Here is a 4,502-nt window from a genome sequence, read left to right on the forward strand (position 1 = left end):
CCGCTCCGGAATGGCCGGAGCGGCGCTTTTGGCGCGTTTTTTCGAACTTTACTCCAAGGGGACCGTCACGCCGCCCACCCGCACGGAGTCCACCTGGCTCACATCCACCAGATCCCGGAAGGAGGCGGTGTAGTTCACAGAGTGGATCATTTTCTCACCGGAAGCGCTGGTACTGGCGCCGGCGCCTCCGCCCAAAGAGGTGGTCAGCTGGTCTGCGGTGATGGTGGTGCCGTACCGGAACACCAGCGTGGTGCCGCGGAGCAGCTCCACGGGCTCCGTGAAGCCGCACCCATAGGTCTCCACCTGCATGGAGAAGGGGGAGAGGACCACCCGGACCCGCATCCGGTCTCCGGTCACCTCGCCGGTCAGGGTCTGGGCGTTGGCGCATTCCGGCTGGAAGGTGAGGATGGCCGGGTGATCCGCCAGGGCGGTGGCAGTGCTGCCGGATTTCTCTGCCGCCGGAGGTCCCATCAGCAGCGTCAGGGGCTGGTTCGTCAGGGTCTGGGTCTTGGACTCCGTGGTGAAGCTGAGGAGATAGGTGAGGGTGTTGGTCTCCGGGTCATAGCCCTGGCTTTCGGTCTGGTAGGAGGCGCCTCCCGTGAAGCTATAGGCGTACAGGGCGTTGTCGCTGATGAGATAGCTGCTGCAGGCGCTGTCGTCTGCCCAGTCCAGCGCTTCCCACTTGGCCTGGTCCGCCGCCCGGAGGTCCTCCCAGGTCATCTCGCCGGTGGCAAAATAGTACACCGAGGGGGGAGACACCCAGGAGTTCTCTCCCTCGAAGATCTGCTGGAGCCACGCCCGGTCCACCGTGTCCGGCAGCTGGTAGTCCAGCACCAGATAGATGGTCTTGTCGCTGACCAGGGCCTGCCGCACCGTCAGCGTCACGTCATCGCAGACGCTGGAGACAAAGACGTCCTGCAGCGCCGCCTGCCCCATGGGGGTCTGGGCGGCCTCCTCGCCGAACCGCCGGGAGAACACCTTGTCCCAGCCCAGCAGCACCGCCGCCCCGGCGGAGACGGTGAGGATGATGGCCAGAACTGCCGCCAGCACCGCTTTGCGGACATAGCCCCGGGGGCGAAAGACGTGTTTTCGCTGTGTCTGGGGGGCCGCCGAGAGCACTCTCTGCCGCAGCCGTTCCTCCAGTCCCTCCGGTGGGACGCAGTGTTCCATAGCGCTGTGATAGAGTTTCATTTCGCTCCCTCCCATCGTTTCCGCAGGGCGTCCCGGCCCCGCTTGAGCCGCATTTTCACCGTGGGGACCGTCACGCCCAGCAGCGCGGCGATCTCCCGCAGGGCGTAGCCCTCCCAGTAGTGGAGGTGCAGAACGGTGCGCTCCTTTTCCGGCAGCTCCGACACCTGCTCCAGAAGGCCCAGCTCCTCCGGCGTCACGGCGTCGGAGGCGGTCTCCAGGGGCAGCTCGGACCGGCTGGAGCGTTTCCAGGCGTCCCGGCACTGGTTCAGCGCCACCCGGAACAGCCACCGACGCTCGTGGTCCGGCGAGGAGAAGGCCGGTGCTTGGTAGAGCCGCTTGCAGAAGACCTCCTGCAAAATGTCCTCGGCATCGGCGGGATTTTTCATCTGCAGCAGGCAGAACCGGTACAGCGACGAGCCGTAGGTCTGATAGACCTGCTCAAATAACGTCTCCTGATCGGTCATCTCCTCACCTCCTTCTATCTTGATTACGAATGAAACGGGCAAAAGGTCACGCTCCAGCGCAGAAAAAACGGTGCCGGAGGGAATTCTCCGGCACCGGCTCAGTTCAGGGTGTCTGCCGCCTGGGTGAAGAGCTCCGTCACCCGTCGGGCGGTGGCAGGGCAGCCGGTAAGGTCCGGGTCCCGCTCCAACAGAGCGTCCGCCGCCTCCTGGGCCTCCTGGAGCAGATGGGTGTCGCAGCCCAGGTCCGCAATCTTCAGCCCCGGCAGGCCGTGCTGCCGGACGCCGAAAAAGTCGCCGGGTCCCCGGAGCCGCAGGTCCTCCTCGGCGATGCGGAAGCCGTCGGTGGTGCGGGTCATCACCTTCAGACGCTGACGGGTCTCCTCATTGCGGTTATCGGAGATGAGAATGCAGTAGGACTGGTGGCTGCCCCGGCCCACCCGGCCCCGGAGCTGGTGGAGCTGGCTCAGGCCGAACCGCTCCGCGTTTTCCACCACGATGGCGGCGGCATTGGGCACGTCCACCCCCACCTCGATGACGGTGGTGGAGACCAGGATGTCCGCCTCTCCTGCGGCGAAGGCGGTCATCACCGCATCCTTTTCCTTGGCCTTCATCTTGCCGTGGACGAAGGACACCCGTAGGTCCGGGAACACCTCCTGCTGGAGGGTCTGGGCGTACTCCGTCACCGCCTTGCGCTCGTCGGGCAGGTCGTCGTTTTCTGACACCATGGGGCACACCACATAGATCTGTCGTCCCTCTCCCACCAGCTTGCGGAGGAAGGCGTAGACCCGCTGGCGGTAGCCGCCGGAAACGGCAAAGGTCTCCACCGGCTTGCGGCCGGGGGGCAGTTGGTCGATGATGGACACGTCCAGGTCCCCGTACAAGATCAGCGCCAGCGTCCTGGGAATGGGGGTGGCGGACATGACCAAGGTGTGGGGGTGGCTGCCCTTGGCGGCCAGAGCCGCCCGCTGTCCCACGCCGAAGCGGTGCTGCTCGTCGGTGACCACTAGCCCCAGATTCTGGTAGTCCACCCCCTGGGAGATGAGGGCGTGGGTGCCGATGGCAAAGTCGGCCTCCCCGGCGGCCAGCTTAGCGGTGACGGCTTTTTTCTCCCGGGCGGGGGTGGAGCCGGTCAGCAGCACGCAGCGGATGCCCAGTTTTTCCAGCAGAGGGGCGAGGCCGGTGAAGTGCTGCCGGGCCAAAATCTCCGTGGGGGCCATCAGGGCCGCCTGACGGCCGTTTTTCACACAGAAATACACGCAGGCGGCGGCCACCATGGTCTTGCCGGAGCCCACGTCTCCCTGACACAGGCGGTTCATGGGGGCGCCGGAGGCCATGTCGGCGATGGCCTCCTCCACGCAGCGCCGCTGGGCATCGGTCAGGGTGAAGGGCAGCGCGTCGTAGAAGGGGGCCATGTCCACCATTTGAAAGGGAGCCACGGACACCGTCTCCCGCCGCTGCCGCAGACGCCGCAATCCGATGGTGAAGAGAAACAGCTCCTCGAAGGCCAGCCGCCGCCGGGCCAGGTCCAGCGCCTCGGCGCTCTCAGGGAAGTGGATGTTCTCATAGGCGTATTCGATGCGGCAGAGATGGTGGGACTGCCGTACCTCGTCCGGGAGCGCGTCGGGCAGGATGTCGGCGCAGGCGTCCAGTCCCTGCCGTACGGACCGGGAGAGCACCAGCTGGCTGACCCCGGCGGTGAGGGGATAGACGGGGACGATGCGGCCGGTGCGCTCCTGCCGTCCCTCCGCCTCCACCACAGGGGAAGCCATCTGCCGCCGCCGGGCGGTGCCCTCCGCCTTGCCGTAAAAGTAGTAGGTCTCTCCCTGAACCAGGCTGTTTTTCAGCCAGGTCTGGTTGAAAAAGGTGACGTCCAGCACGCCGGTCTCGTCCACCGCCCGGACTTTCACCAGGTCCATCCCCTTGCGGATGTGGGACACGGTGGGAGGCGAGGCGATCATGGCCGCCACGCAGGCGCTCTCGCCGTCCTGGAGCTGGGCGATGCGCCGGGTCTCCCTCCGGTCCTCGTAGCGCCGGGGAAAATAGCCGATCAGGTCCCGCAGAGTGAGAATGCCCAGCTTCTCCAGGGCCTTGGCCTTCTGGGGGCCGATGCCCTTGATGAACTGCACACTGGTGGTCAGGTCCGCCATGGAGCGCCTCCTTTCTTGCACAGTACGTTTGTTCCATTATATAATACCCGCAGCGGAAAAACAACGCGGTTTTTTGCAAAGACGCTGTAACGGATGGGGGGCGGGCGCGTCCTATCCATGCAGGGAGGTGAGAAAGTGCCGGATTTTGAAGAGATCTATCGGTCGTATTTTGCCGATGTTTACCGCTATGCCCTGGCGCTGAGCCGGGATGCCCACACAGCGGAGGAGGTGACCCAGGAGACCTTTGTCCGGGCCCTCACCGCCATTGACAGCTTCCGGGGGGAGTGCCAGGTGCGGGTGTGGCTGTGCCAGATCGCCCGGAATCAGTATCTTTCTCTCTGCCGGGAGCGGAAGAAATTCTCGGCACCGCCGGAGGAGACCGGGGACGGCGGCATCGAGGAGGGCTTTGCGGACCGGGAGACGGCCCGTCATCTTCAAGTGCTGCTCCACAGCCTGCCGGAGCCCTACAAGGAGGTCTTTTCCCTGCGGACCTTTGGAGAGCTGCCCTTTACCCAGATCGGGGAGCTGTTCGGAAAAACGGAGAGCTGGGCCCGGGTGACCTACTTCCGGGCCCGGCAGAAACTCAAGGAGGCGTTGGAAAAATGAACTGTGGCATCATTCTGGATTTGCTGCCCCTCTATCACGACGGCGTGTGTTCACCGGAGAGCCGGGCGGAGGTGGAGGCGCATCTGAAAACCTG

5 protein-coding genes are annotated in these 4,502 nt (G+C 65.0%); 2 read left to right on the plus strand and 3 right to left on the minus strand.

Features of this window, described 5'->3' with window-relative positions:
* Nucleotides 1–48 precede the first annotated feature (48 nt).
* From QZL67_RS08795 to recG, 3 genes are all read right to left on the minus strand, one after another.
* Nucleotides 49–1,191 (minus strand): hypothetical protein, encoded by a 1,143-nt coding sequence (locus QZL67_RS08795; RefSeq protein ID WP_022290356.1) that lies wholly within the window; start codon nucleotides 1,189–1,191, stop codon nucleotides 49–51.
* Nucleotides 1,188–1,655 (minus strand): RNA polymerase sigma factor, encoded by a 468-nt coding sequence (locus QZL67_RS08800; RefSeq protein ID WP_022290357.1) that lies wholly within the window; start codon nucleotides 1,653–1,655, stop codon nucleotides 1,188–1,190. Before QZL67_RS08800 ends, QZL67_RS08795 begins: the two co-directional genes overlap by 4 nt.
* Before the next feature lie 98 nt (nucleotides 1,656–1,753).
* Nucleotides 1,754–3,823 (minus strand): ATP-dependent DNA helicase RecG, encoded by a 2,070-nt coding sequence (gene recG, locus QZL67_RS08805; protein WP_292920180.1) that lies wholly within the window; start codon nucleotides 3,821–3,823, stop codon nucleotides 1,754–1,756.
* Nucleotides 3,824–3,937: 114 nt separating this feature from the next.
* Here recG and QZL67_RS08810 point away from each other — a divergent pair, with 114 nt between their 5' ends.
* Nucleotides 3,938–4,408: an RNA polymerase sigma factor gene (locus QZL67_RS08810; RefSeq protein WP_022290359.1), complete on the plus strand. Its 471-nt coding sequence runs from the start codon at nucleotides 3,938–3,940 to the stop codon at nucleotides 4,406–4,408.
* Nucleotides 4,405–4,502: zf-HC2 domain-containing protein (locus tag QZL67_RS08815; RefSeq protein WP_292920190.1), on the plus strand; the 98-nt coding region annotated here is incomplete at its 3' end. The genes QZL67_RS08810 and QZL67_RS08815, both read left to right, overlap by 4 nt.

The sequence above is a fragment of the Oscillibacter sp. CAG:155 genome (assembly GCA_000436875.1).
In the GTDB taxonomy this organism is placed as follows: Bacteria; Bacillota; Clostridia; order Oscillospirales; family Oscillospiraceae; genus Oscillibacter.

Excerpts from the sequence above, each read along its gene's own strand:
- QZL67_RS08795 (WP_022290356.1), bottom strand. The coding sequence starts at position 1,191 with ATGAAACTCTATCACAGCGCTATGGAACACTGCGTCCCACCGGAGGGA.
- QZL67_RS08800 (WP_022290357.1), bottom strand. The coding sequence starts at position 1,655 with ATGACCGATCAGGAGACGTTATTTGAGCAGGTCTATCAGACCTACGGC.